General features: G+C 43.5%; 26 protein-coding genes. 8 read left to right on the top strand and 18 right to left on the bottom strand.

Features of this window, described 5'->3' with window-relative positions:
* The first annotated feature begins 13 nt into the window (after positions 1-13).
* On the top strand, positions 14-496 hold the full coding sequence (locus J1N51_RS08145; protein ID WP_208830212.1) for a GNAT family N-acetyltransferase: 483 nt from the start codon (positions 14-16) through the stop codon (positions 494-496).
* Here the strand turns inward: J1N51_RS08145 and J1N51_RS08140 are convergent.
* From J1N51_RS08140 to J1N51_RS08100, 9 genes are all read right to left on the bottom strand, one after another.
* On the bottom strand, positions 493-798 hold the full coding sequence (locus J1N51_RS08140; protein WP_208830210.1) for a hypothetical protein: 306 nt from the start codon (positions 796-798) through the stop codon (positions 493-495). The genes J1N51_RS08145 and J1N51_RS08140 overlap by 4 nt on opposite strands.
* A gap of 32 nt (positions 799-830) precedes the next feature.
* Positions 831-1610: a bestrophin-like domain gene (locus J1N51_RS08135; protein ID WP_208830208.1), complete on the bottom strand. Its 780-nt coding sequence runs from the start codon at positions 1608-1610 to the stop codon at positions 831-833.
* Positions 1611-1625: 15 nt separating this feature from the next.
* On the bottom strand, positions 1626-2324 hold the full coding sequence (locus tag J1N51_RS08130) for a tetratricopeptide repeat protein (RefSeq protein WP_208830206.1): 699 nt from the start codon (positions 2322-2324) through the stop codon (positions 1626-1628).
* A gap of 151 nt (positions 2325-2475) precedes the next feature.
* Positions 2476-3657, bottom strand: coding sequence for a 2-methylaconitate cis-trans isomerase PrpF (prpF, locus tag J1N51_RS08125; protein ID WP_208830204.1), 1182 nt, complete (start codon positions 3655-3657; stop codon positions 2476-2478).
* Positions 3657-6245, bottom strand: a complete 2589-nt coding sequence (acnD, locus tag J1N51_RS08120; RefSeq protein ID WP_208830202.1) for a Fe/S-dependent 2-methylisocitrate dehydratase AcnD — start codon at positions 6243-6245, stop codon at positions 3657-3659. The genes prpF and acnD overlap by 1 nt, the downstream gene beginning before the upstream one ends.
* A gap of 86 nt (positions 6246-6331) precedes the next feature.
* A complete protein-coding gene (gene prpC, locus J1N51_RS08115; protein WP_208830200.1) occupies positions 6332-7453 on the bottom strand; it encodes a bifunctional 2-methylcitrate synthase/citrate synthase in 1122 nt (373 codons plus the stop codon).
* Positions 7454-7604: 151 nt separating this feature from the next.
* Positions 7605-8483 (bottom strand): methylisocitrate lyase, encoded by an 879-nt coding sequence (gene prpB, locus J1N51_RS08110; protein WP_208830198.1) that lies wholly within the window; start codon positions 8481-8483, stop codon positions 7605-7607.
* A 22-nt stretch (positions 8484-8505) separates the two neighbouring features.
* Positions 8506-9186, bottom strand: a complete 681-nt coding sequence (locus J1N51_RS08105; RefSeq protein WP_232842768.1) for a GntR family transcriptional regulator — start codon at positions 9184-9186, stop codon at positions 8506-8508.
* 126 nt (positions 9187-9312) lie between these two features.
* The gene (locus J1N51_RS08100; RefSeq protein ID WP_208830196.1) at positions 9313-10185 is read right to left on the bottom strand and encodes a peptidylprolyl isomerase; all 873 of its coding nucleotides are present in this window, start codon (positions 10183-10185) and stop codon (positions 9313-9315) included.
* 102 nt (positions 10186-10287) lie between these two features.
* Between J1N51_RS08100 and J1N51_RS08095 the strand changes: the two genes are divergently transcribed.
* On the top strand, positions 10288-11397 hold the full coding sequence (locus J1N51_RS08095) for a mechanosensitive ion channel family protein (RefSeq protein ID WP_208830194.1): 1110 nt from the start codon (positions 10288-10290) through the stop codon (positions 11395-11397).
* Here J1N51_RS08095 and J1N51_RS08090 read toward each other — a convergent pair.
* The 8 genes from J1N51_RS08090 to cyaY form a co-directional block, all read right to left on the bottom strand.
* On the bottom strand, positions 11394-12602 hold the full coding sequence (locus tag J1N51_RS08090; RefSeq protein ID WP_208830192.1) for a heme biosynthesis HemY N-terminal domain-containing protein: 1209 nt from the start codon (positions 12600-12602) through the stop codon (positions 11394-11396). The genes J1N51_RS08095 and J1N51_RS08090 overlap by 4 nt on opposite strands.
* Positions 12595-13962, bottom strand: a complete 1368-nt coding sequence (locus J1N51_RS08085; protein WP_208830190.1) for a uroporphyrinogen-III C-methyltransferase — start codon at positions 13960-13962, stop codon at positions 12595-12597. Before J1N51_RS08085 ends, J1N51_RS08090 begins: the two co-directional genes overlap by 8 nt.
* A 7-nt stretch (positions 13963-13969) precedes the next feature.
* A complete protein-coding gene (locus J1N51_RS08080; RefSeq protein WP_208830188.1) occupies positions 13970-14761 on the bottom strand; it encodes a uroporphyrinogen-III synthase in 792 nt (263 codons plus the stop codon).
* A 35-nt stretch (positions 14762-14796) separates the two neighbouring features.
* Complete coding sequence (hemC, locus tag J1N51_RS08075; RefSeq protein ID WP_208830186.1) at positions 14797-15735, bottom strand: hydroxymethylbilane synthase; 939 nt, start codon at positions 15733-15735, stop codon at positions 14797-14799.
* 98 nt (positions 15736-15833) lie between these two features.
* Positions 15834-16283 carry a DUF2914 domain-containing protein gene (locus tag J1N51_RS08070; protein WP_208830184.1) on the bottom strand — a complete coding sequence of 150 codons (450 nt, stop codon included), beginning with the start codon at positions 16281-16283 and terminating at the stop codon, positions 15834-15836.
* A 117-nt stretch (positions 16284-16400) separates the two neighbouring features.
* Positions 16401-17573: a vWA domain-containing protein gene (locus tag J1N51_RS08065; protein WP_208830182.1), complete on the bottom strand. Its 1173-nt coding sequence runs from the start codon at positions 17571-17573 to the stop codon at positions 16401-16403.
* Positions 17574-17578: 5 nt separating this feature from the next.
* On the bottom strand, positions 17579-18415 hold the full coding sequence (locus tag J1N51_RS08060; protein WP_208830180.1) for an AAA family ATPase: 837 nt from the start codon (positions 18413-18415) through the stop codon (positions 17579-17581).
* 59 nt (positions 18416-18474) lie between these two features.
* Positions 18475-18789: an iron donor protein CyaY gene (cyaY, locus tag J1N51_RS08055; protein WP_208830178.1), complete on the bottom strand. Its 315-nt coding sequence runs from the start codon at positions 18787-18789 to the stop codon at positions 18475-18477.
* A gap of 71 nt (positions 18790-18860) precedes the next feature.
* Here cyaY and lptM point away from each other — a divergent pair, with 71 nt between their 5' ends.
* The 6 genes from lptM (at position 18861) to J1N51_RS08025 (ending at position 24860) form a co-directional block, all read left to right on the top strand.
* Positions 18861-19070, top strand: coding sequence for an LPS translocon maturation chaperone LptM (lptM, locus tag J1N51_RS08050; protein WP_208830176.1), 210 nt, complete (start codon positions 18861-18863; stop codon positions 19068-19070).
* Between the two features lie 130 nt (positions 19071-19200).
* On the top strand, positions 19201-20448 hold the full coding sequence (gene lysA / locus J1N51_RS08045) for a diaminopimelate decarboxylase (protein ID WP_208830174.1): 1248 nt from the start codon (positions 19201-19203) through the stop codon (positions 20446-20448).
* 88 nt (positions 20449-20536) lie between these two features.
* Positions 20537-21367 carry a diaminopimelate epimerase gene (gene dapF, locus J1N51_RS08040; RefSeq protein WP_208830172.1) on the top strand — a complete coding sequence of 277 codons (831 nt, stop codon included), beginning with the start codon at positions 20537-20539 and terminating at the stop codon, positions 21365-21367.
* Positions 21364-22065, top strand: coding sequence for a DUF484 family protein (locus tag J1N51_RS08035; RefSeq protein ID WP_208830170.1), 702 nt, complete (start codon positions 21364-21366; stop codon positions 22063-22065). Before dapF ends, J1N51_RS08035 begins: the two co-directional genes overlap by 4 nt.
* Positions 22062-23009 (top strand): tyrosine recombinase XerC, encoded by a 948-nt coding sequence (xerC, locus tag J1N51_RS08030; protein ID WP_232842767.1) that lies wholly within the window; start codon positions 22062-22064, stop codon positions 23007-23009. Before J1N51_RS08035 ends, xerC begins: the two co-directional genes overlap by 4 nt.
* A 114-nt stretch (positions 23010-23123) precedes the next feature.
* Entirely contained in the window at positions 23124-24860 is a 1737-nt protein-coding gene (locus tag J1N51_RS08025) for a response regulator (RefSeq protein ID WP_208830168.1), read from the top strand.
* 101 nt (positions 24861-24961) lie between these two features.
* On the opposite strand, the gene J1N51_RS08020 is transcribed toward J1N51_RS08025, so the two are convergent.
* Positions 24962-25918 carry an SRPBCC family protein gene (locus J1N51_RS08020; RefSeq protein WP_208830166.1) on the bottom strand — a complete coding sequence of 319 codons (957 nt, stop codon included), beginning with the start codon at positions 25916-25918 and terminating at the stop codon, positions 24962-24964.
* Between the last annotated feature and the right edge of the window lie 65 nt (positions 25919-25983).

The following is a 25983-nucleotide window of genomic DNA, read 5'->3' as shown; positions in this document are numbered from 1 at the left end:
AAGGAAAGTAAGCATGCAGTTAGAGCTAGTAGAAGTCGATTATCACAATGCAACTCACGCAGAGCATTTGGTTTCGTTACTCAATGGATATGCCATGGACCCAATGGGCGGAGATGAGCCTTTGTCTGAGTACACTCGAGCAAACCTTATTGAAGCTCTACAAAAGGTACCAGGCGCGTTCTCTGTGATAGCGTATGTCGATGCAAAACCAGCGGGGCTAATTAACTGCTTTGAGGGTTTTTCGACGTTCAAATGTAAACCAGTGATTAATATTCACGACGTAACCGTGGACGCTGAATACCGAGGGCATGGGATCAGTCATAAGTTACTAGAAAAAGTCGAGTCTATCGCCAAAAGTCGAGGCGCATGCAAACTCACCTTAGAAGTACTTGAGGGTAACAGTATTGCCCGAGCGTCCTACCAAAAATTTGGTTTTGCGGGCTACGAGCTCGACCCAGCAATGGGCAAGGCCGAGTTTTGGGAGAAAAAGCTTTAATTTTTGGCGCAATGTTTATCGACGTTGCGCTTTGCTAACGCGATAGCGGCTTGATCATCGGCCGCTTGTGCTTCCATCCACCTAAATTGCGCTTCTTCACAGCGCTCATTTTGCTTCTTTTTGGCGATGGCTTGTTCGTCTTTGAGTTTTTGTTGTAACCCTTTGTTCCCTGTGTACTGGTCTCTTGCCTCAGGAGCGCGATCTTTCTGGTAGGGTTCAGGCGTTCGAGCACCACACGCTACCAATACAAAAACACAACTCATTGATACCACCGCCTTCAATAGACTCTTTGATTCCAACATTACACTTCCTATGATTGGCTTTTCATTTCAGTTTAGTTGAACCCAGCAGGACTGCCATCACTATTGAGTAGAAACTGCCGGTCAGAAATACTCATAAGAGGGGTTAATTCTGTTTTTATCAAACCGCGTTTAGGTCGGTCCAAATCAATAATGATATAAACAATAAGCGTGATAAGTATGCTGACCAATGCAATAGGTACTGTAAGTCGTTTACCACTCAAACCTGCCGAATAGCCCAAAATGGTAACTGCTGTCACAAACACAAAAAATAACAAATACAGCACAATATCTGGTACGTGGTTATTGATTTGGGCATCACGCTTAAAGTCAGCTCTTATAATTGATCTAATTTCTGGTGCTAATTGGGTGTCATTACTCAGTTGCCAAAGTTGATATTGAATTTCTCTAACTTGTTTTAATTGAGATTGACGTTGTGTGTGTTCAATCACACTTATGTGGGCTAATTCTTGTTTAGTTTCAATATATTGAGATAGTAATGAGCGTATTTCATCTTGTTGCTTTGTTGGTAATAAACTAGCGCCAATCTGCGCTTGTTGAATAGTGGCAGCTTCCTCTATCAAGGCTTGAGTTCTCGCGTCGTACTTTTGCATCGACATACTGAAGGTAAAACCCAACAAGAGTGCCAGAAGACCTAAAATACTCCCTTGTATGGACCCGGTTAATGATTTGACCTCGTCGGTGGTTCTGCGTTGAACATACCGGCCTACGCCATACCCTAATTCGTTTGCCGCACTGATAGCAAAAAATAGCGTCACAGCGATCACAATTGTACTAAATTCGTATAGTTGCACTGAATATCCTAAAGACTAAAACTGACTTAGTTTCTGCTCTGCAACTTTCAATCCCTGCTTTGCCGATATTAAATTGGGCTCTATTAGTAAAGCTTGGTTGAAGGCTTTTATAGCGTCAGCTGGTTGTGCCTTTTCTAAAAAACAATATCCAAGACTATCATAGGCTTTGACATAATCTGGAGACAATTCGGTTAATTTTGTGAGATGGGCAATCGCCTTGTCTTGGTCGCCTCCGAGTAGACGAGGAGCAGAGTGGAAAAAGTGACCCAATGCGTAGAGTGTATCTGGATGTTCAGGGTTGAGCTTGTGAGAGCGCATGAGTACATCTCTCGCCTTACTCGTCACAGACATTTTGCTAAAAATTGAGACTTGTTCAGCTAACTGCAAATAATTGTCAGCAAGTGCTACAAGGTAATCGTTATTTTCGGCTTCTACTTCTACGGCACGGACAAAGTATCGTTCAGCCAGCTCAAAGTTTTTTTGTTTTGCTGATAATCGTCCTAAATAGAAGTTAACGGTTGCGTCATAAGGCGTTTTACTCAGTAAGTATTCGAATTCGGTTTGGCTTTCTTGCCATCGTTCATTTGTGAACTTTGTGATTGCCGAAACCAAATTTATGTTAGAAGTGGCTGGCTGTGAATCATCTTCATCCATTGCATTAAGGCTCTGTGGCAACAGCAATATAAAAGATAAAAATAATATTAATTGGCGCATATAGTCATCTCCCTCCTTGGCAAAAACTACGAGCGTGTCAGGAACAATAAATCTGTTAATGAAAATTATGTTTAAAAAATGTACAAAACAAAAAGGGGGAAATCTAGTATTTTTTACTAAATTTCCCCCTTTTGATCATGATTGATTCAGCTTATGGGTTAAGTGTTTCACTGGGCACTCGGACCCAACCTTCCATTAACACTCGAGCGCTTCGGCTCATGATGGCTTTGTCGACTTGCCACTGATCGCCCACTAGGCTTGCTTCGGCCCCTACTTTTAGGGTGCCACTAGGATGACCGAAGGTCACTTCGTTACGGTCACCACCGCCTGCTGCTAGATTCACTAGTGTTCCAGGAATGGCTGCAGCTGTTGCAATGGCTACGGCTGCAGTTCCCATCATAGCGTGGTGTAACTTACCCATCGACATGGCTCTTACCGAAACATCAATGTCGGTTTGGTCGATATGTTTACCGCTTGAAGTAACATATTCAGCTGGTGGAGCTACAAAAGCTACTTTTGGTGTATGTTGCCTTGCAACCGCTTCGCTGATGTTTTGGATTAGACCCATTTTAACTGCACCATGGGCGCGGATGGTCTCAAACTTTTCTAAAGCTTGTGGGTCCGAGTTAATCACTTCCTGTAGCTCGGTACCGGTATAACCAATTTCTTCTGCGTTTAAGAAAATAGTCGGGATACCTGCATTGATCATACTCGCCTTAAAGGTACCGATGCCCGGTACTTCCAAGTCATCAACTAAATTACCGGTCGGAAACATCGAACCTTCACCATCAGCAGGTGCAACAAACTCAACTTGCACCTCAGCGGCAGGAAAGGTCACGCCATCCAATTCAAAATCACCGGTTTCTTGTACTTCGCCGTTGGTCATAGGCACTTTAGCGATAATGGTTTTTTTGATGTTGGCTTGCCAAATCCTGACCGTCGCAATGCCGTCTTTAGGAATGCGATCTGCATCGACTAAGCCATTACTGATAGCAAATGAGCCAACCGCAGCGGTTAAGTTACCGCAGTTACCACTCCAATCGATGAATGGTTTATCGATGGCCACTTGACCAAATAAATAATCGACGTCGTGATCGGCCTTACGGCTTTTTGACAAGATAACGGTTTTACTTGTACTTGACGTTGCTCCACCCATACCATCGGTGTGTTTTCCGTATGGATCGGGACTTCCAATCACACGTAACAACACCTGGTCTCTGATAACACCGGGCTCTTGTGCTTCCAAAGGAAGGTCTTCTAAGTTAAAGAAGACCCCTTTACTTGTCCCGCCACGCATATACGTAGCAGGGATTTTAATTTGTGGAAGATGCATTAGGCCTCCGCTTCCAAGAAGTCTTTGGCAAAGCGTTGTAGTACACCACCTGCTGAATAAATAGATACTTCTTCAGCGGTATCTAAGCGACATTTAACCGGCACTTTAACCACGTCACCGTCTTTGCGGTTGATGACTAGAGTGAGTGTTGCACCTGGGCTAGGCTCGCCCTCAACGTCGTAGGTTTCTGTACCGTCAATGTTAAGGGTTTTACGAGTTGTACCAGCCTCAAACTCGAGAGGTAGGACACCCATGCCAATTAAGTTAGTACGGTGAATTCGCTCAAAACCTTCTGCAACAATAACTTCGACACCTGCTAGGCGTACGCCTTTGGCTGCCCAGTCACGAGAAGAGCCCTGACCATAGTCGGCACCCGCAACAATAATGAGTGGTTGCTTGCGATTCATATAGGTTTCGATCGCTTCCCACATACGCGTCACTTTGCCTTCTGGCTCGATACGAGCAAGAGAGCCTTGTTTCACCTCGCCATTTTCCTTAACCATTTCATTCAATAGCTTAGGATTAGCGAAAGTCGCACGTTGTGCTGTTAAGTGGTCACCACGGTGAGTTGCATACGAGTTAAAGTCTTCTTCAGGAAGACCCATTTTGGCAAGGTATTCACCTGCAGCACTGTCAGCCATAATCGCGTTCGATGGCGATAAGTGGTCAGTGGTGATGTTGTCGCCAAGTACCGCCAGTGGACGCAATCCTTTAAGTGCTCGTTCACCCGCCAGTGCACCTTCCCAATATGGAGGGCGGCGAATGTAAGTACTTTGTGGGCGCCACTGATACAAAGGGTCATTGTCTTCGCCATAGTCGACGGATAAATCAAACATCGGCTCGTATACTTTGCGGAAGTGTTCTGGTTTAACACTTTGTTTGATAATGGCATCGATTTCTTCGTCGCTTGGCCACAAATCTTTAAGCGTAACTGGATTACCGTCGCTGTCATGACCCAAGATGTCTTTTTCGATGTCAAAACGAATCGTACCAGCAATAGCATAGGCAACAACCAGTGGTGGCGACGCCAAGAATGCCTGGTCAGCATGAGGATGAATACGACCATCAAAGTTACGGTTACCAGATAAAACTGCCGTACTGTATAGGTTGCGCTCTTTAATTTCTTGAGCGATGTGTGGCTCAAGAGCACCACTCATGCCATTACATGAGGTACATGCATAAGCAACAACACCAAACCCTAGCTGCTCTAACTCAGGTAATAAATTTGATTCTTCAAGGTACATGGTAACGGCTTTTGAACCTGGCGCTAATGAGGTTTTAACCCAAGGCTTACGCAATAGGCCTTTTTCGTTGGCATTACGTGCTATTAAGCCCGCAGCTATCATGTTACGAGGGTTACTCGTGTTGGTACACGATGTAATCGCAGCAATGATTACCGCACCGTCTGGCATTTTGCCTTCTTCGTTTTCTACAACACCCGCAATACCTTTAGCAGCGAGGTCAGTTGTTGCTACTCGTGCGTGTGGGTTTGAAGGGCCTGCCATGTTGCGTACAACGCTTGATAAATCAAAGCTCAAAACACGCTCGTATTGCGCGCCTGTCATATCGTCAGCCCATAAGCCAGTTTGTTTAGCATACGTCTCGACTAATTTGACTTGCTCGTCGTCACGACCTGTCAGCGTCAGATAATCAATCGTCTGTTGGTCTATGTAGAACATAGCTGCTGTTGCGCCAAACTCCGGAGTCATGTTTGAAATTGTTGCACGGTCACCTAGGGTAAGGGCGTTCGCACCTTCACCAAAGAACTCTAAATAAGACGAAACAACACGCTCTTTACGCAAAAATTCAGTTAAGGCCAATACGATGTCGGTACTGGTGATTCCTGGCTGTGGTTTGCCTGTGAGTTCTACACCGATAATATCTGGTAAGCGCATATAAGAAGCGCGACCTAACATGACGCTTTCTGCTTCTAAACCACCAACGCCAACGGCAATGACGCCTAGCGCGTCAACCATAGGTGTATGGCTGTCGGTGCCGACTAAGGTGTCAGGAAACGCAACGCCATCGCGGTTTTGAATCACTGGCGACATGCGCTCCAAGTTAATTTGGTGCATGATGCCGTTACCTGGCGGGATCACATCGACGTTTTTGAAGGCTGTTTTGGTCCAATTAATAAAATGGAAACGGTCTTCATTACGGCGCTCTTCAATCGCACGGTTTTTTTCGAATGCGTCTTTTTCATAACCTGCGTGTTCAACCGCAAGACTGTGGTCGACAATCAACTGTGTCGGTACAACTGGGTTTACTTTTGCTGGGTCACCGCCTTGCTCGGCTATAGCATCACGAAGGCCTGCTAGGTCAACCAAAGCGGTTTGACCAAGAATGTCATGACATACAACACGAGCAGGAAACCATGGGAAGTCCAAATCGCGTTTGCGTTCAATAATTTGTTTTAGTGAGTCTGTAAGTGACTCTGAAGGGCAGCGGCGAACTAAGTTCTCAGCGAGCACTTTTGAGGTGTAAGGCAGTTTTTCATAAGCGCCAGGAGATATGGCGTTAACGGCTTCACGGGTATCAAAGTAATCGACTTTGGCACCGGGTAAAGGTTTTCTATATTCGATATTCATAATAAAACTTTCGTGTCGTTTGTTGGTGGTTCTCGAAGAAAAAACAGGCTGACATTAATGTCAGCCTTTGGATTGAGAACCTGAGATTAACGTTCTGAAATTGGTGTAACTGGACGTAGCTCTTCACCGATATAATCAGCCGAAGGACGAATGATACGGTTGTCTGCACGCTGTTCCATAACATGTGCAGCCCAACCTGTCAGACGTGACATCACGAAGATAGGTGTGAATAACTTAGTCGGGATATTCATAAAGTGATATGCCGATGCGTGGAAGAAGTCGGCATTACAGAACAAGCCTTTTTCGCGCTTCATCACTTCTTCACAGCGCACTGATACTGGGTAGAGAACAGTGTCACCAACGTCTTTAGCCAGTTTTTCTGACCAGCCTTTGATGATTTCGTTACGCGGATCTGACTCTGAATAAACCGCGTGACCAAAACCCATGATCTTTTCTTTTTTGGCTAGTTTTAACATCATTTGCTCTTCAGCGTGATCCGCTGAAGTAAACTCTTGAATCATGTCCATCGCCGCTTCGTTAGCACCGCCGTGAAGAGGACCACGTAAAGAGCCAATCGCACCGGTAATACACGAGTGGATGTCAGATAATGTAGAAGCACATACTCGAGCAGTAAATGTTGATGCATTAAACTCGTGCTCTGCATATAAGATCAAAGACACGTGCATAACTTGCTCGTGTAACTCGTTTGGTTTTTCACCGTGTAATAAATGTAAGAAGTGACCGCCGATAGAATCGTCATCGGTCTCAACGTCAATACGCACACCATCGTGAGAGAAACGGTACCAGTAACAAATGATTGAAGGGAAACACGCTAGCATACGGTCTGCGGCGTCTTGTTGCTGACCAAAATCCAATTCCATTTCTAAGTTGCCAAGCATTGAACAACCGGTACGTAACACGTCCATCGGATGAGCATCAGCAGGGATGCGCTCAAGTACGTCTTTTAATGCCTGTGGTAAACCACGCATGCCGTGAAGCTTTTTCTTGTACGCGTCTAATTCAGCTTGAGTTGGAAGGGCGCCTTTTAAAATTAAGTGTGCTACTTCTTCAAATTGACAGTTGTTTGCTAAATCCTTTACGTCGTAACCTCTGTACGTCAAACCCGAACCAGATTTGCCAACGGTTGAAAGGGCTGTTTTACCCGCGACTTGACCACGTAAACCTGCACCTGCTAGTACTTTACCCATGTCTCTCTCCTAGTTATTCACCGTGTTAGTGAATGAATTTGTTGATATTTAAAATTTAATAACCGAAGTTTTATCGGACAACAACCTACTGCTTTTTATTGTCGTTTTGTGTTGCAACAATGTGTGTTGTCCGTTTATTTATTTGAATCGCTTATTTGTTTTTGCCTTCAGCAAATAACGCATCTAGCTTTTGTTCGTACTCGTGGTAACCCAAGTAGTCATATAACTCCATGCGTGTTTGCATCGAATCTACTACGGCTTTTTGGTCGCCATCGTTCAAAATGTGTTGGTAGACGTTTTCTGCTGCCTTGTTCATGGCACGGAATGCACTCAATGGATACAACACCATATCGACACCCCATTCACCTAACTCAGCTTTGTTCCAAAGTTCAGTTTTACCAAACTCAGTAATATTGGCCAAAATTGGCACGTCTAACGCTTCCGCGAACGCGCGATAGTGTTCTTCAGTTTGGACCGCTTCTGCAAAAATGCCATCTGCACCTGCTGCAACATATGCTTTCGCACGCTCGATTGCTGCTTCTAAGCCTTCTTGAGCGAATGAGTCAGTTCGAGCCATGATAAAAAAGTCTGGGTCAGTGCGAGCGTCAACGGCAGCTTTAATTCGGTCGACCATTTCGTCTGTCGATACGATCTCTTTGTTTGGGCGGTGACCACAGCGCTTTTGCGCTACTTGGTCTTCCATATGAACGGCCGCAGCACCTGCTTTTTCCATATCTTTGATGGTTTTGGCAATGTTAAATGCACCACCCCAACCAGTATCAATGTCGACCATAAGTGGTAGGTCACATGCAGACGTTATGCGCTGTACATCAACGATTACGTCATTTAGAGATGTCATACCTAAATCAGGTAGACCGTATGATGCATTGGCTACACCGCCACCAGATAAATAAATAGCGTTGTGGCCAATTTGTTTAGCCATCATGGCTGTGTAGGCGTTTATTGTGCCGACAATTTGCAGTGGCTTATGGTCTGCCAAAGCTTGGCGGAATTTTTTTCCTGCGCTCATAGTTTTCTCTCTGTTGAATTTGTTAATTTGAGTGCATCGATACAAGTTTTTGTTCGATGTTATTTTTAGAATAAAGAATGTGACGACGCATCAACATTTCTGCGAGCTCTTCGTCGCGGTGTTTAATCGCTTGTAACACGTGTTGGTGCTCATCATAAGCGGTGGTTACACGAGGGCCTGCCATTCCCAATTGAACTCGATACATACGGACCAAGTGATAAATACCATCAATGAGTATGGTGATAAGGTGCTTGTTTTTACTACCTAAAATGATTCGGTAGTGAAAATCCAAATCACCCGCTTCTTGGTAATAGGATTGGCCGTCTTTAACTTTGTCAAAGTGTTGTCTGAGGAGCTTTTCAAGATCTGCGATTTCTTTATCGGTCATGTTTTTGGCCGCTAGGCGAGCTGCCATTCCCTCTAAAGATTCCCTGACTTGATATAACTCGATAAGACCCTCAATGGTCAGTGTCGCGACACGGGCTCCAACATTTGCTTTTCGCTCTACTAAGTTACTCGATTCAAGTCGGTTGATGGCTTCACGGATCACGGCACGGCTGACACTATATTTTGTCGACAGTTCGGCCTCGGATAATTTAGAGCCTGCCGCTAAGTTGCCTTCTACTATGTCTTTGCGAAGTGCTACAAACGTTTTGTCAGCTGACGTTACCGGCTTATCAAATGGAAGAATGACTTTACCCACAAATAGTGTCCATGCGTTTAAATTGTAGACAATGTAGGGGTGTAAACGCAGAAAGTCAATCTCGCAAAGCTAAAATTGTCGACAAAAGTGGAGTTTTAGCTTTACGAGAGATTTATCGAAAGTGTTTTATTTTATGATACGAGGGCGTTGGTAACAGACGTCAACATTACCGTTTCCTGGGTATACTAAAAAAGGACCAGGGTTGCTACGCGCATTAGCTAGGCGGTCTTGATACTTTTTGCCTCTAGGGTTTTCAATTTTATAATTTACTTTTAAGTTGGCAGTTTGATCGTTACCTAATACGGCACTTAAAATTTTGGTTCTAGGCTGATCTTTATCAATTACACCATTAGTGCTCATTGGTCCGCGATGCATAGCTTGAGCGGCAGTCATACCATCAATAACACGGCCGAAGACTGACATGTTGCGATCTAAGTGGCGTGGTGCGTGGCCAATCGTCACATAAAATTCAGTGCTGCTGGTATCAGGTTCATTGTTGCGGGCCATTGCCACAGTACCAGGGCAATGGAGTAGCCATTCTTCTTTTGTCTGTTTGTCTCGACCTGCTGGGAACGTACCGATTAGTCCTTCTTCAGGCGCTAATAAAGCAGGACTTTGTACCGACATGAATTGACTGTTTTCGGGGATTTGTCGAGTAAACTCGGCTTTAAGGTTGTTACGAAACTTACTCTGTTTACCCGTTTGGGGATCGAATTCCTGCTCACCACCTTGAATCACAAACCCATCAACAACGCGATAAATATCTAAGCCATTATAAAAGCCTTCTTTTACTAGGTTTTTGAATTGATTGGCCGCATTGGGAGATTGAATATCTGTGATTTGCATTACTAACATGCCTTTGCTGGTGTGCATGTAAACTAACTCTTGCTGTGGTATTTCAATGTAATCAGGTTGGTCACTGGCGTTGGATTTTGGGCTCATCAATAAGCTACTCATTACTACAGAGCACAATATCGTGAATTTGGCTGACAGTTGCATAAGGCGTCCTTTTTGTTGGTGTTTTGATAGATTGCAGTTGCGCTGTGGCGCTTTTTATATAACCTAAACACATTGTTAGTAAAAACAACAGGAAATCTCCCCTTGTTTGAGTCACTTAGCGAATTCTTTAATCCCAATAACGATTACTTTATCGAATTACTTTACGTCACCATAAACTTTATTGTTTTGCTGGTTTTACGGAGCTTCAAGTCTAAGTTGGTGTCCCAGCCTCAAGACAAATTTTGGGGGGCGGCTATGTACTCGAGCTATCACCCACTGAGGATGTTTTTATTTACTGTGTTGGTGTGGCATGTCTTGGTTCTCATCAATCAGTTTTGGGTGATGAAATGGGGGCTATCGTCAATCCCTGCGATTCAACTTTTGGCGGCTGTCCATTTGGCTTGGTTTGGCTTTAGGGTAGTTAACACTTTAGAAAACGCGTTCTTGGATACTCATGACTCGATAAGGCTTGACCAGACCGCCATTATAGGTGTCGCTAAAGTATGTCGTTTATTAATGATGGTCATTTTGGCCATTGTTGCTTTTGACTTATTAGGACTTGATCCTAGAGGTTTAATAGCACTGGGTAGTGTTTCTGGTGCCGCATTGGCCTTTGCATCTAAAGACTTAGTGTCAAATTGGTTTGGTGGCATTATGTTGTATATGGACAAGCCATTTAAGGTTGGTGACTGGGTGCGATCACCAGATCGAGAAATTGAAGGTACCGTCGAATACATTGGCTGGCGAATTACTAAGATTCGAACCTTTGATATGCGTCCTTTGTACGTTCCAAACTCTATGTTCAACAATATTACGGTCGAAAACCCGTCACGCATGACCCACAGACGGATTCGTGAAACTATAGGTGTTCGTTATGAGGATATTGCTCAAGTGTCGGCTATTGTTGACGATATCAAAGCTTACTTACAAGGCTCAGAGCTCATCGCCCAAGATAAAACCATCATAGTAAACTTTAATGGTTTTGGTGCGAGTAGTTTAAATATTTTAGTTTACTGTATGACAGTGACGACGGACTGGGTGACTTTTCACTCTCATAAACATACGGTGTTATTAGCGATAGCAGATATTGTTGAAAAACACGGTGGTGAATTTGCGTTCCCGACTCAAACCCTTCATTTACAGGGAAATATCAACGAGGCGTCTGCGCAGCTGACGCAAACCCCTCAATCAATAGAAAAGCCATCCTCTTAAAGAGAATGGTACATTTCTAAACTCTTCTGAGTCTCACCTAACAAAGCAAGTTCTTGTGCAAAGAGCTTAATATCTGTTGGGTGAGGCTGACTATATATCACCTGCTGTAAGGCTTGCTTGGCAAGCTGGTGGTCTTTTTGACCTGCTGCTAAGTACGCCATGACGGTCAGTAGCGTTTTGTCATTTGGAGACTTCGTCGCTTGCTGGTGAACGCGATGGAATAGCTTATCCATCCTAACTTGGTGGTTTAGTTCGTAGTATTTACGAACAACGGCCAGAATAAAGGTGTTATCAATCCCTTTTTTTTGTTCCAAGATCAGTGATTCGATTTTGTCGGACTGTTTGGCTTCGGCTAGTGCTGTTAGGTACGCAAATTTAACGGCAGGCAATTGACGGTTTTGTTTGTGTAACGCCTGCCAAGCTTCTGATAATTTGTTTAATGATGACGAGCGAACAAACTCGGCAAAGCTTCTCTCAAACCAACCTTGAAGTGTGGCTTGCCACTCGTTATACGCTGACTCAGAAAATTCACGTTGCAATGCTTTGTTTATTTTAGGTAAGTGTTCATCCACTTCACGCCAATTATGGCTATAGATATTAATTTCGAGCCAAAGTTGTTGGAACGCGGCGGTTTGTTTTAAAACCGGTAAAGCCAGCTTGTCCAATAACGCGAGTGCCGATGAGTAGTCTTTGTTTTGAGAGAGGATCACTAGCTCGGCAAAATCAACTCGATAAGGGCTGGACGCTAAATTGAGATCTTCAATGTCCAGTTGCTTTTTGACTTGGTCGGCAATGTCTTGATGTTTGGCTTGGGCGGCACACACTAAACTTAGGGCCCGAGCAGATTCGATTTTTTCGCTACGACGGACCCGTAAAAACTGCTCTGCGGCTAAACGCCATTGACCTAATGCCATCAAATTAAGGCCTTGCTGGTAGTAGTTTGCATGGGTTTTGGCATGAAACTTCTGCCACCATTTACTCGGCCAAATCAGCATTAAAAACACATAAGAAACGGCCTTTATCACTGCCCATATTATCAGGAGTGACACTAAAATAAGTGCGACAAACTCAACGATAGTTCCCTCAACCGTCCATAGGCCAAGAGAGATCAAGATATAACCCTGCTCTCCGATTAAGTTAGGAGCAAAGACAACAGCCGCAATCAGCAGCGCGATAAAAAATAAACGAGTGAAAAATTTAGCCATTTGTCACCTCGTTTAATTGGTCTTTTTTCGGAGGCGTATCTTGTTGCTGGGTTTTTAATTGCTGTTGTTGTAACTGAATCTGACCAACGACATACTTATTCAACAGTGGTTGAGCCGTTAACTCTGTCGGTGTCGAAACTGATATTGGCTTACGCTGCAATTCGCTCAGCGTATTCAATGTTGAAACAACCGCTACATCGGTAACATCAAAGTATTGCTTTATCCATTTTTCGACTTTACTCAGTGCATCATTGTAGATGGCTTGTTGACCTTTGAGTGCGGCATGTTGAGCCATCGTTAATTGTTGTTGAACGTTAGTTCTGACAAACCAGCGTTGTTTTGGTGGTAACTCCGGCTCGACGGCTGTTTCGCGACGAGTGACTTTGACAAAATTGCCAAAAAAGCGCTGAAAACTGATCTTTAGGTTTTCTTTCCAGTCTGACGCATTGTCTGATACTTCTTGTTTTTCTGCTGGCTGTACTGGCTCTGGCACGTAAATGTGAGCGAGAGGCAGAGTATCTGCTTGGCTGATAAGGCCGGAAAGACTTAGGTATACAGACTCTGTGTCGGCACTTGGCAAGTTAGCCAACATTGCAAGGTCGACGCTGATTGCTTCGCGAAGATAAAACACACTTGGGTCATTCATCGCATCAAGACGAAGATTGGCATCGACTAATAATTGAATCGCAGAGTTAACATCTTGCTCTACTGCTAAGCGTCGCTCCGCAAGATTAACAAGATACAAACTCTCTGCAGCTAGCCAAGTGTTAGGCTGGCTTTGTCCAAGTTCTTTAATGCGAGCGTTTAGGCTCTGCAAATGACGTTGGGTATCCAAAACAAAATCATTACTGTTTTGTTGGTTACGTTGTAATGCGGTCAAATTATCCTGGACTGTTTCGACGGTGTTACGAGTTTCTAACAGACTTTGTTGTGCAATGATCTTTGCTTGTTCTTGTGCGGCTTGGTTGTCACTTTGAAGAGTCTGCATCAACCAATATAAGTAAGCAGCACCGGCGATAGCAACGAGGCTAAATAAGAACGCAAATAAAGCTAACCAGCTAAAGCGAGAACCTGTGGCCTTAACCGTATGAGTTTGGCCTTTGGTTTCCCTTGTATTTGACATTGAGCTGGTTTGCTTTGAGCCTGACGGGCGAGATACTTTACTGGTGCTTTGTGACGTGCTTTGTGACGTGCTTTGTGACGTGCTTTGTGAAGAGCTGTGCTCACTTGAAGAACGTGACTCAGAAGCTCGCTGTTCAGATTTTGCTTTTAGCTCTGCTTCGAGTTTTGCCAGTTCTGCAACGGCGTCTGCGGTTTTTTGGTCCGCGTTTTTTTTGTCCTTGTTCTGCTCGTCCGCCATAAGGGTCTCACTTAGCTAATTGTTTGATATGTTTGATAATAGAAGAATTATCCATTTGTTCACAGGTATGGATACGAGATTTTTCAATTCCAAGTGCTAAAAGCTCGCTTTTTATTCTGTCACTAAATACTAGCCACGACCAATGATTTAAATCTGTTGAATCATCTGTTTTAAGGCTGTTTGTTACGCTGTGTGCAATGTCACGGCTGGTGGCCAGAATAACTTGAGCTGACTTCCATCGTTGACTTGCATCTGGGTATTCGATTTCTAATCGCTTATATAGTGACCACTCACTGACTTCAAATCCTCTTGAGTGTAACTGCTCATTGAGTAACTCTCTGCCATCTACACCTTTAAATATGAACACTTTGGGGTGTTTATCTACAGCGTGAAAAAAGTCCATAGCCAATAGGCCTTCGCTGTCTGATTGGGCCGGATACTCAACTTGATTAGGGTTTAGTTTAAACTGCTCAGTGAGCTGTTTTGCTGAGCTTTGCCCGACGGCAAAAATACGTGGGTGCTGTTTAATTGTGGCAACTAGGTCGGGTTGGTTTTTAATTTGTTGATAAAACGCATTAACGGCTGAGCGGCTGATGAAAATTAGCGTTGCTTGGCTCAAACTGATTAAATCCAGATTTGCCAGTGCGTTATTGACCGGTTGGTTTTGTAATGCCGGTTGAAAAAGACTAGAAATCTCGTTCTGTTTGAGTAGAGCTTCAAGCTCCAATCCCATAGGTGCAGGACGGGTATTAATGACGATAGCGCAGTTAGGTTGAGACTTAGCTGGTGTAATTGTCATATGCGTCCTGCCTTATGGAATTGTGAGTGGCGACTTTATTTGTCGTAAACCTCATTGAGAATGACGTCTGCACCCGCTTTGAGTAATCGAGACGCTAGCTCAGCACCAAGTTGCTCTGCGTCTTCTTGTGGTCCACGGATATCATCTTGAATAACTGTTTGACCGTCTAAGCTACCAACGAGTCCACGTAGGTGAAGTTCGCCATCAGTAATTTCTGAATAACTACCTATAGGAACCTGACAACCACCTTCTAGGCCTCGGTTCATTGCTCGTTCAGCTAACACTCTATATCGCGTTGCGGTGTGCTCAAGCGGTGCAAGGAGTGCTTTAATTTCGTTGTCATGCGCGCGGCATTCAATACCCACTGCACCTTGGCCATTTGCTGGAAGCAGAGTATGGGTGTCGATGGCGTGTTTGATTCGCTCTGACATTTCTAGGCGAATTAAACCAGCCGCCGCTAAAATGATTGCATCGTATTGACCTTCGTCTAACTTACGCAAACGCGTGTTAACGTTGCCGCGTAGATCTTTTATCACCAAGTCTGGGCGCAATGCTTTGAGTTGGCACTGTCGACGCAAACTTGATGTTCCGACGATTGCGCCGGCGGGTAAATCATCTAAACGGTCAAATTGGTTTGATACAAATGCATCACGAGGGTCTTCTCGCTCACAAATAGTATTGAGCATCAAGCCTTCTGGAAACTCTACGGGTACGTCCTTCATTGAATGTACCGCGATATCTGCTCGACCTTCTAACATCGCTACTTCTAACTCTTTTACAAACAAGGCCTTGCCACCAATTTTGGCCAATGGAGTATCCAATATTTGGTCGCCTTTTGTGGTCATCGGCACCAAAGTCACGGTTAGTTCAGGGTGTGCGAGTTCTAGTTGCTGTTTTACGAAATGGGCTTGCCATAGTGCAAGTTGGCTTTCTCGAGTTGCAATGCGAATTTCGGATACTGAAGTCTGTGTCATTAGAGGTCTTTGCGCTGTTTAGAGTAAAAAGAATAAGGCCGCCAGAATAACAGTTTTGGCGGCCTGGATAAATACGATTAAGTTGTTGATTGTAAAAATTAGTAGGTGAAACTCGTCGTCGCTAACAATCTATTTTGTTGGTCAACGACTTCTACTTCCCAAGTACCGCGTAGTGATGGCATTAGGTTTTTGCTCGAGTAGGTACGCCAACGGTCACTACCAATATCTAACACGATCTCAGCGACCAATTTTCCATTTAGAAACCAGCGGTGGGTTACGTATTCATCCGCTTTGTTTACCATTTCTGTGAAGAAATAGAGCTTTTTGGTGTCGCTCGGTATTTCTTTGGCGTTGTAATTGTCAACTGGCTCACGAGCATCGATAGCTGTGGTCAGAATTGCTCGGCGAACAAATTGACTGCTCGGCACATTTGGTTCGTCAACCGCGGTAATATCATCCGATGGTGTCGGAATTGCAGCGACTGCAGCGCTTGGTATCAAAACCAGCCAACTCGTTAAGACTAACAACAAGGTAGATACGCGACTCATGCTTTTCCTCTCTCATTATTCTAATGTTTTTATGTACTTATCCGCACAAAAGAGGCGGTAATTGATAGCCATAGTATAGATACAAAGCGGTGTTTTCAGCCAGTTAAATTGCGATTTTTAACTCAACTGTTTGATTGCTCTGCCAATACCGTCAACAGTTAAAGGAAACATTTGATCCTGGACAATTTGGCGCATGATGTCGATGGATTGATAATATGGCCAATGGCTTTCGGGTTGTGGATTAAGCCAAGCGACTTTATCGAAGTGACCAAGTACTTTGTTCATCCACTCAACCCCAGGCTTTTCGTTCCAATGTTCGACCGAGCCCCCTGGCATCATAATTTCGTATGGACCCATAGTCGCATCGCCGACAAAAATAACTTTGTAATCACGGCCGTAGGTACGTATGACTTGGTCTATGTCAATGCCTTCGTCATATCGACGGCTGTTGTCTTTCCAAACTTGCTCGTACAAGCAATTATGAAAATAGAAAAACTCCAAATGCTTAAATTCAGCATGTGCCGCGGCAAACAGCTCTTCGCAAATATGAATGTAATCATCCATTGAGCCACCAACATCAAAAAACATCAGCACGTTGACTGCGTTGTGACGCTCAGGTTCTGTTTTGATATCTAGGTATCCGGCATTGTCTGCCGTAGCTCGAATGGTTTGTTTGATGTCTAATTGCTCAGAAGAGCCTGTTCGAGCAAACTTACGTAGCTGTTTTAGTGCCAGTTTGATATTGCGCTGGCCCAACGCACTGTCTTTGTCTAAGTTTTTGAACTGACGTTTGTCCCAGACTTTCACCGCTCGGCGATGGCGGCTCTCGTGTTGGCCGATTCTTACCCCTTCAGGGTTATAGCCGTAGGCACCAAAAGGTGAGGTGCCTCCTGTACCAATCCATTTATTCCCACCGGCGTGACGTTTTTGTTGTTCTTTCAGCCGCTCTTTGAGGGTTTCCATCAGCTTATCAAAACCACCCAAGGCGTTGAGCTTGGCTTTGTCTTCTTCTGTTAGTTGTTTTTCGAACTCTTTGCGCAGCCAGTCATCGGGGATGAGGTGCTCACTTAGGTCAATGTGCTGAATGCCCTCAAAGTATTCGGCAAATCCTCTGTCAAAGCGATCGTAGTGACATTCGTCCTTCACTAAAATCAACCGCGACAAGTGATAAAACTGCTCCACATCAGCAAAGATAACACCTTGTTTTACCGCTTCGATAAGATCTAAAAGCTCTTTTAACGAAACCGGAACACGGTGTTTCTTTAGGGTCAAAAAGAAATCGATAAACATATGAGTTATCTATTTCTCCTAGCCATAAATGAGAGTTTTTCGAGTAGCTGGACATCTTGTTCGTTTTTTAACAGGGCGCCAAATAAAGGAATGACCGAGGCGTTTTTATCCATTAGTACTTCTTGTGAAATATCATCAGCGATCAGTAGCTTTAGCCAGTCGATAAGTTCTGAGGTCGATGGCTTTTTCTTTAGGCCGTTGAGATCACGTAACTCAAAAAAGACTTCGAGGGCTTCTCGCAATAAATCCGCCTTCACATCTGGGTGGTGAACGGCAATGATTTGTTCCATTTCTTCACGAGTTGGAAATTGAATGTAGTGGAAAAAACAACGACGCAAAAACGCATCAGGTAGCTCTTTTTCGTTGTTTGATGTGATTATCACGATAGGGCGTTGTTTTGCTTCTACGACTTGTTGAGTTTCGTATACAAAAAACGCCATCTTGTCTAACTCTTGTAATAGGTCGTTAGGAAACTCGATGTCGGCTTTGTCGATTTCGTCAATGAGTAAAACAGGGCGTTTATCCGCCTCAAAAGCCTGCCACATCTTACCTTTGACGATATAATTACTGATGTCGTGGACGCGCTCATCACCCAATTGACTGTCGCGAAGACGTGAGACCGCGTCATACTCATACAAGCCTTGTTGCGCCTTAGTGGTTGATTTAATGTGCCATTGAATTAGCTCTGTATCTAAAGCTTTCGCTAGTTCTTCAGCCAATTGAGTTTTACCTGTGCCAGGCTCACCTTTTATAAGCAGAGGTTTGGCCAAGGTAACCGCAGCATTGACGGCTAGTTTGAGATCTTCAGAAACAATGTAATCATCAGTACCGGTAAAAACCATAATACGCCTTTAGTGTTTTTTATTATGAGATATGAAGGGATAGTCTATTTAAGCCAAGCTTAATTGAACGAAATTGTCTCGCCGGCTTGCTTACTGCCTGCTTCGTTGAGCAGTTCGTATAATTCAACACCTGTGCGGTTATCAATCCACAATCCGTCTTTGTATTCAAAGTGGTGGCCATTAAATTTGGTCGCAACCCAGATTTGGTGAAGGGGCGCTTGTTTGTTAACAATGATTTTTGAACCATTAGGGAAGATGATTTCGACGATTCCGCCGGCAGATTCATAATCTAGGTCAAACTCTATTTCGTCGACCGTATCTTGTAAAGATTCTAGAAGTTCATCAGCGAGTTGATGATATTGACTGTCATTCATCGGTTTTCCTACTTGCAATTGCTGTTTGTCATGCGATTATAGGCGGCAAATTTAATAGATACATTAAAAACATGACTCAACGACCTAATTCTTCTATTCGCCAAAAATTAAAAATAACGGTAACCGCTACTGTTGTTAGCTTTTTGCTTGGCTGTGGTCAAAAGGGTCCGTTACATCTTCCTCAAGAAAAACCGACTCAAGCCAAGCCAGAATCTAAGTCAATGTCCTCTTCTAAGGTCAATGACGAATCATCGTCGGTTGCGCCCAAACGCGATATTTAAATCCTTAAAATTGGTATTCAATTTTTAAAATTCAAGGTGTCAAACATTCATTAAAAGACACACTAAAATTGATTATCCTAGCTGTACATAACGTATTTAACCCAAACACCTGTAAAAAGAGACCGAGTCCGTGGACCATTTTAATTATTCACAAAACCGCCTTTTCGCTGAAAACGTGAGTTGTACTGACATTGCAGAGCAGTACGGCACTCCTTGCTTTGTTTATTCTAGAGCGACAATTGAACGCCACTTTTTAGCGTTTACCGACGCAATGAAATCCCACCCTCATTTGATTTGTTATGCCGTAAAAGCAAATTCAAATATTGCTGTACTAAACGTACTAGCCAAAATGGGCTCTGGCTTCGATATTGTTTCTGGTGGTGAGTTGTCTCGTGTCGTCAAGGCGGGCGGTGATCCAAGTAAAGTGGTCTTTTCTGGTGTGGGTAAAACCGTTGAGGAAATCAAACTGGGCTTGGACCTAGGGATCAAGTGCTTTAACGTCGAGTCTGAAGCCGAATTACATCGAATTGCTGATGTTGCGGCAGCTGAGGGTAAGGTTGCACCGATTTCAATTAGGGTTAATCCAAATGTGGATGCAGGCACACACCCTTACATTTCGACCGGTTTAAAAGAGAATAAGTTTGGTATCGAGCTCGAGCAAGCACTGCCTCTTTTTGAGTGGGCGCACTGTCAACCATCACTTAGCGTACAAGGTGTCGATTGCCATATTGGTTCACAGCTAACTGAGATTTCGCCATTTTTAGATGCTTTGGATGCACTGATAGCACTCATCGATCGATTGGCTGATAAGGGCATTGAACTGAGTCATTTAGATTTAGGCGGCGGCTTAGGTGTACCTTACAATGGTGAAGCGCCTCCCCATCCGAGCGAATATGCAGCGGCATTAATGAAAAAACTTGAGCGATTCCCGCAGTTGACCATCATTTTTGAACCTGGTCGCGCCATCATGGCCAACGCTGGAATAATGTTAACGAAAGTCGAATACCTCAAACAAAACGCAGAAAAAAACTTCTGTATTGTGGATGCGGCGATGAATGACTTGATTCGTCCAGCCCTATATTCGGCTTGGCAACGCATTGAACCCGTAGTCAAAACCAGTGCCGAGAGCAAGGTCTACGACGTGGTTGGGCCTATCTGTGAAACCGGTGACTTTATCGGTAAAGAGCGTGAACTCAATGTAGCAGCGGGCGATTTGTTAGCTGTGCGCAGTGCCGGTGCTTATGGTTTTACAATGAGCAGTAACTACAACTCTCGACCACGAGCGGCAGAGATTATGGTCGATGGTGATAAGACCCACCTCATTCGTCAACGCGAAACAGTAGAGTCGTTATGGTCTGGTGAACAAGTAATTGATTAAAAGCCTAAATAAAACGTCCTCGGCGTTTCATCGATAGGCGATAAAGTGGTATAAATAGAAAATATTAGGAAAAGGTTTAGGCAGTGACATGTTGTTAAATTTCACAAAAATGCACGGTTTAGGGAATGACTTTATGGTGGTGGATGGCGTCACCCAAAATGTATTTTTGTCAAAAGAGCAGATCAAAAAGCTCGCTGACCGAAACTTTGGGATAGGTTTTGACCAATTATTGATGGTCGAACCACCATACGATCCAGAGCTGGATTTTCACTACCGAATTTTTAATTCAGATGGTTCAGAAGTGCAGCAGTGCGGCAACGGTGCACGCTGTTTTGCTCGATTTGTTCATTTAAAAGGGCTTACTAACAAAACTGCTATTAAAGTGAGCACAAAATCAGGCAACATGGTGTTGTACCTAGAAGGTGAAGACCAAGTCACCGTCAACATGGGTAGGCCGATTTTTGAACCTAAAAAAATCCCGTTTGTTGCTAATCAGCAAGAAAAAACCTACTTGTTACAGACCTCTGAAAAAACGGTAATGGCTGGTGTAGTGTCGATGGGTAACCCGCATGGAGTGGTAGTTGTCGACGATTTGGAGAACACCGATGTACTTGGCTTGGGTGCTGAGTTAGAAAAACATGAACGTTTTCCAGAAAATGCTAATATTGGGTTTATGCAAATTATTAACTCCGAGCATATTAAATTACGCGTGTTTGAACGCGGTGCTGGAGAGACACTTGCTTGTGGCAGTGGCGCTTGTGCAGCGGTAGTCATAGGCCGAATTCAAGATTTACTTGGTAGTAAAGTTCAAGTAGATTTACCAGGTGGTAGCTTACATATTCGTTGGCATGATGAATCATCGCCCGTCAAGATGACAGGTCCGGCGCAATATGTGTTTGATGGACAAATACACTTATGAGCAAAACGGCGAAGCCAAATAACGATGGACCAATGAATCTTGATCCCGATCAGGTCAAAGCGTACTTAGAGCAAAACCCAGATTTTTTTGCTCAATTTCCTGACATGGTAACCGAGATTCAAATCCCTCACATCTCACGTGGGGCAATTTCGTTGTTAGAAAAACGCCAAGAAATGCAGCGCAACAAGATCACAGAAATGGAAGAGCAGTTGTCGATATTGATTGATAATGCTCGAGTCAATGAAGTGATATTTAAAGCTATCAGCGAAATCTATATTTCGTTGGTCGGCTGCCCTAGCATTGCAGAGCTTGAAAACGTCGTTAGCAAAATCTGTCAAGACCACTTATACCTAGTTCAATTCAGACTCTTACAACCTCAAGACGAAGCTTATTTGCACCTTCAAGCTAAACTTGGTGATAAGGGGACTTACCTTGGCCGTTTATCGAATGAGTTAATGGAAGTTGTGTTTGATGAAGAAGCGAAATCCATTGCACTAATCGAAGTGGTTCACGAAAGTGAGGAGTGCGAAGAAATTTTTGGTATTGCAGCATTTGGTGCAAAACAAGCTGATCATTTCCAACCGCAAATGGATACCTTTTTTATCAAGGAATTGGCTCGTCTTTTAAGTAAACACTTTGTTCATCTTGTCAAAGGTGACGAAGTCAGCCAGGTAGAAGGTGAGGCGCAAGCGGAGTGACCGCAATTCCCGATGATGTGAAGACATCTTTACCTTCGGCGATGGTAGCAGATCTCGAGCGTTACCTATCCTTTTTGCAACACGAAAGAGGTTACTCCAAACACACTCTTGCAACTTACCTTAGACCTCTACTATCGCTCGCGGTTCAGTTACATCGTGATTCAATCAGCCATTGGTCTGAAGTATCAGAAGCGGATTTAAAACGCTGGTTGGTGAGTTTCAAAAAAGCCAATTTAAAACCCTCATCCATTCAAAACAAAGTATCTTCTTGCAAAGGCCTGTTTCGATTTTTGTTGCAAAAGGGCGTTATTACAACGGATCCGTCTGAACTTGTCAGCGCTCCTAAAAGCGGTCGTGCCTTACCTAAGAATATGTCGGTAGATGAGCTTTCAGGGTTATTGTCTTTTGAGCCTGAGTCACCCATTGAGTTTCGTGATAAAGCTATAATGGAGTTGTTCTACAGTAGCGGCCTTCGACTGTCTGAATTAGCAGGGTTGAACATTTCTTCTCTAAACCTCAGCGATAGAGAAGTGCGAGTATTGGGTAAAGGAAATCGAGAGCGAATCGTTCCTTTGGGTCAATTAGCATTACAAGCGATCAATGATTGGCTGAAACATAGAGTACTGTTTGAAACTGAGCGTACAGATACTCAAACTGCGCCATTGTTTTTAAGTAAGCTCGGCAATCGCTTGTCGACTCGTCAAATTGATCAGCGCCTTAAACACTGGGCTCAAAAACAAGGTCTAAAAGGCACCTTACACCCACATAAATTACGTCATTCTTTTGCGTCTCACGTGTTAGAATCGAGTGGTGATTTAAGGGCTGTGCAAGAGCTATTGGGCCATCAAAACCTATCCACCACGCAAATTTATACGCATCTGGATTACCAGCACTTGGCTTCTGTTTATGACAAAGCCCACCCCCGAGCAAAAAAGAATAAATAAACTCAAGTTTGTTACTGTTTTTGAGACAGATTGGTTGGTCTTAAACGATTTATACTGGCATACTCATAGTGTTCGCAGTATGTGGTGACATGCAACACTTTTGGAGAAATACAAATGGAATTGGCAGCGCAACACAAGCCTAAACGCGTTGAAGATCTCAACGTTCTTATTATCGACGATAATATTCTTGTCCATGACATCATCAAAAAAACTCTCAATGAACTCGGCCTACAAAATATAAAATCGGCAGAAAATGCCTTTTACGGTCTTAGGTTATGTGCTGAGATTCAGTTTGATGTGGTGCTCTGTGCGTTTAATGTAAAAAGTGACCGAGATGGTTTTCATATTCTTGAAGAAATGAAGGTCAAAGGTTACGTCAACAAAAGTACTCTATTGATTTTTTTGAGCTCAGAAACTGACGAAACCCTGGTAAACAGTATTTCAGAACTCCAACCCGATGATTTTTGGGTAAAGCCTCTTAATGTTCAACAAATTACCAGCCGTTTTAGTCATGCGTTAAACACCAAGCGCAGCCTCTCTAACGTATACCGAAGCATTGACAATCGCGATTTCGGACAAGCGATCTATTACATCGACCGACACTTGTTGAACCCAGAACTAAAAAAATATCAAAACCATTTATTGCGCATGAAGGGCGAGTGTTATTTAAAACTCAGAGAGTTTTCGGTAGCTGAGACCTATTATCGAGAACTGTTCGAGCAGTGTAATTTTTCTTGGGTTCACCTTGGTTATGTTCATGCACTGTTAAAACAGGACAAAATCTCAGAAATCGAAAAACAGTTAGAAACAATGACCCAAAAAGTGGAAACGCGATTTGCCACCTTTGACTTACTGGCTGAATATTATGTCGACAAAGAAGATTATCAAAAAGCCTACGAAGAAATCCAAAAAGCAGCAGCGCTGTCACCTCGTAATATTGCCAGGAACAAGAAAGTATGGGACCTAGCAAGGCTTAATCACGACCAGAAAGCTCAATACTTAGCAACGGTTAATATGGCTAAGTACGCTAAAAATTCTATTCACGACTCACCTGACTTAATGTTCAACGTTATTCGCTCAGGTATTGATTTGGCTCAGTCTGTAGACAGTATTGAGTCTTATAAGTTATTAAATCGAATAGAAGCTTATATTCAAGAGTTAGAAAACAGCGCCAATAGTTCGGATTTTAAAGAGCAGTTGGTGGTAGTTCGGGCACGTCTACTTAATGCTCAAGAAGAGTCTGCACTCGCAACCCGTTTGGTTGATTCACAGGTCAGTATTAAACCGACAACTTCACTTGAAGATAATTTGGATAAGGTAAAGGTTTTTCACGAACTTGGTAAACGCGAAGAGGCACTTATATTGCTCGATGCAATTAAAAAACAAATTGCTTCTGAGACACTATCCGGTGCTGTGACGGCTAAATTTGTCGAACAAGAGTCAAAGGAAAGATCTGAAATTCACTTTACGCCTAAACAGCTTAACAGTATGGCAGTGGAGTTTTTTAAGAAGAAAAAGATGGCTCCAGCACTTAAGTCACTTGAGCAAGCACTGCAACTGACTCCTAAAAATGTCAAAGTTGCGCTCAGTTTACTTAAAGTCCTCGTTGCGATACATCGAAGTGATGGGTTAGATGATGGCCATAAATCGTTAGCGCATAATACGATTGATGTTCTTGATAAATCTCAACTAGATGAAAAGCAGTCAAAACACTTCAATGAGATTAGAGATGAGTTGATAGGGGGGGTTGGCGACACCACGACACAAGCTACAGAAAGTGTTGAGAGTCCAGCAGTAGTCAAATCAGAGACACTGGTCACTATGGTTGATGAGTTTGCGCAATCGTCCTGACAAACTTAATTGGCTATATGGAGTATAGACGGAAAGTAGGTGGAATATAGAAAACAAAAAAGCGACATAACGTCGCTTTTTATTTGTTTAAGAACTCACAACTAATCACGTAACGGCAATAAAATCGTCGTGAGTAAATCTTTTTCCGCGACAGACTTTGGCGCATTGCGATACACCTCATAATCAGCGAGCTTTTTGGCGCTTTTAAGCTTGGCAAACTGTTGATAGTGTTTTGCGGTTGCCCATCCGTTACTAAGGTGTGAGTAGCTGCCAGTATGGTTGATCTCAAGCGCATTATGGGCCGGGTATTCACCAAATACCATATTGGTCGGCACATCAAAACTTGGCTTTTCATGATACGCAAACGCACCTGTTAGCTCGCATTCACCCGTCACAAAATCAAACTTGTGGCTGATAGTTAGCATTAAGTCTGGTAGAGGTAAGCGTTCATCAATCAGCTGTTGGAACACGGGCCCCATGGTTTCTTTAATGTTTTCGATGTGGCACTTGTGTCTAAAACCAACATAGTGAAAGCCTTTTTGCGGTTTGATGCCGTTGATATCGACTTTGGACAGTACTGTGTCTGTTTCAATGTACTCTTTTAACATAGATAAACCACGAGCGTAGTCTGAGCCTATCATCGCGGTCATCATTTTTTTCATAAAGAATAAGAAAAATGGCAAACTGCCCTGCATCGCCCAGCTTACTTTAGTGGCAGATCCTTCTCCACTCTCACTTGAAGTCACAGATTCAAAAGTGAATTGAGTTTTAGATTGGCTTTTCCACGGTGCTAAAAAGACGAGGTCGTAAGCAATTTTTTGGTTTGGCTGAATATCTGTAATGGTAATTTTGCCAGTACCAATGCGGTCACCTTGCCACTTTTGGCTGTGTCCAACAGTATTGGCCTCACCACTGACCTCTACGGGACAGTCAGGTTCTTGAATGATCCATGGCGACCATGCATTCCAGTGATTAAAATCACCAACGTTTTGCATGACTTGTTCGATTGGCCTGTTAATCACAATACTGCGTGATAAAGAAAAGCCGATAGAAAACATAAACACTCCACTTTTAATTGTATTATCAGAGCGCTACTAGACTGCACAGCGCCATTGTTTCTGTT

It is taken from the genome of Psychrosphaera ytuae (assembly GCF_017638545.1).
GTDB classification, from domain to species: domain Bacteria; phylum Pseudomonadota; class Gammaproteobacteria; order Enterobacterales; family Alteromonadaceae; genus Psychrosphaera; species Psychrosphaera ytuae.
Note: the sequence above shows the minus strand (reverse complement) of the source record. Positions and strands in the feature narration are given on the sequence as shown.

Coding starts and splice junctions, on each gene's coding strand:
- J1N51_RS08090 (WP_208830192.1), bottom strand. CDS start 12,602: ATGGCTAAATTTTTCACTCGTTTATTTTTTATCGCGCTGCTGATTGCG.
- prpC (WP_208830200.1), bottom strand. CDS start 7,453: ATGGGTAAAGTACTAGCAGGTGCAGGTTTACGTGGTCAAGTCGCGGGT.
- J1N51_RS08085 (WP_208830190.1), bottom strand. CDS start 13,962: ATGGCGGACGAGCAGAACAAGGACAAAAAAAACGCGGACCAAAAAACC.
- prpF (WP_208830204.1), bottom strand. CDS start 3,657: ATGCATCTTCCACAAATTAAAATCCCTGCTACGTATATGCGTGGCGGG.
- J1N51_RS08035 (WP_208830170.1), top strand. CDS start 21,364: ATGAGCAAAACGGCGAAGCCAAATAACGATGGACCAATGAATCTTGAT.
- lptM (WP_208830176.1), top strand. CDS start 18,861: ATGACTCAACGACCTAATTCTTCTATTCGCCAAAAATTAAAAATAACG.
- J1N51_RS08140 (WP_208830210.1), bottom strand. CDS start 798: ATGTTGGAATCAAAGAGTCTATTGAAGGCGGTGGTATCAATGAGTTGT.
- J1N51_RS08060 (WP_208830180.1), bottom strand. CDS start 18,415: ATGGTTTTTACCGGTACTGATGATTACATTGTTTCTGAAGATCTCAAA.
- J1N51_RS08020 (WP_208830166.1), bottom strand. CDS start 25,918: ATGTTTTCTATCGGCTTTTCTTTATCACGCAGTATTGTGATTAACAGG.
- acnD (WP_208830202.1), bottom strand. CDS start 6,245: ATGAATATCGAATATAGAAAACCTTTACCCGGTGCCAAAGTCGATTAC.
- cyaY (WP_208830178.1), bottom strand. CDS start 18,789: ATGAATGACAGTCAATATCATCAACTCGCTGATGAACTTCTAGAATCT.
- J1N51_RS08130 (WP_208830206.1), bottom strand. CDS start 2,324: ATGCGCCAATTAATATTATTTTTATCTTTTATATTGCTGTTGCCACAG.
- J1N51_RS08065 (WP_208830182.1), bottom strand. CDS start 17,573: ATGTTTATCGATTTCTTTTTGACCCTAAAGAAACACCGTGTTCCGGTT.
- J1N51_RS08070 (WP_208830184.1), bottom strand. CDS start 16,283: ATGAGTCGCGTATCTACCTTGTTGTTAGTCTTAACGAGTTGGCTGGTT.
- J1N51_RS08145 (WP_208830212.1), top strand. CDS start 14: ATGCAGTTAGAGCTAGTAGAAGTCGATTATCACAATGCAACTCACGCA.
- J1N51_RS08080 (WP_208830188.1), bottom strand. CDS start 14,761: ATGACAATTACACCAGCTAAGTCTCAACCTAACTGCGCTATCGTCATT.
- dapF (WP_208830172.1), top strand. CDS start 20,537: ATGTTGTTAAATTTCACAAAAATGCACGGTTTAGGGAATGACTTTATG.
- J1N51_RS08025 (WP_208830168.1), top strand. CDS start 23,124: ATGGAATTGGCAGCGCAACACAAGCCTAAACGCGTTGAAGATCTCAAC.
- J1N51_RS08100 (WP_208830196.1), bottom strand. CDS start 10,185: ATGCAACTGTCAGCCAAATTCACGATATTGTGCTCTGTAGTAATGAGT.
- prpB (WP_208830198.1), bottom strand. CDS start 8,483: ATGAGCGCAGGAAAAAAATTCCGCCAAGCTTTGGCAGACCATAAGCCA.
- hemC (WP_208830186.1), bottom strand. CDS start 15,735: ATGACACAGACTTCAGTATCCGAAATTCGCATTGCAACTCGAGAAAGC.